Raw genomic sequence first — 416 nt, 5'->3', positions numbered from 1 at the left:
ATCAGATCGAGCATTTCTATGCCCAGGGATCGATGGTCATCGACGCAACCATCTCCACGCGCGGCACCGACGACGAATACGATATCGATATCGTCGCCCAGCTTGGCGGTCGCTATCGTCATATGACGCCACTCGCGATCCTGCAGGCGCTCGCTGCGGCTCTGCAGGACTATCCGGTTCAGAAGGTCGTCCGGCAGACCCGTTGCGTCACGCTGTTCTATGCCGACAACATGCATCTCGACGTGACACCGGCGCTCCGCGACTACGGCACCACCGATCGCCAGTCGTCGATCACCCATGCGAAAGGACCGCTGCCGTCGAATGACGACTGCATGGTCCCGATGAACGCCTATGGGCATGCTGAATGGTACAGGGTTCGCACGCCGAACGAGGAGCGCGTGATCGAGGCCTTCAAG

1 protein-coding gene is annotated in these 416 nt (G+C 60.3%); it reads left to right on the top strand.

All coding sequences use genetic code 11. The annotated features are described in order from the left end of the window. Positions 1-416 (top strand): SMODS domain-containing nucleotidyltransferase (locus tag ACODTY_RS24175; protein WP_488996709.1); only part of this gene is annotated, 416 nt, incomplete at both ends.

It is taken from the genome of Mesorhizobium sp. FG116 (genome assembly GCF_057809835.1).
The sequence above is the reverse complement of the archived record's forward strand: the minus strand, read 5'-3'. Positions and strand labels throughout refer to the sequence as shown.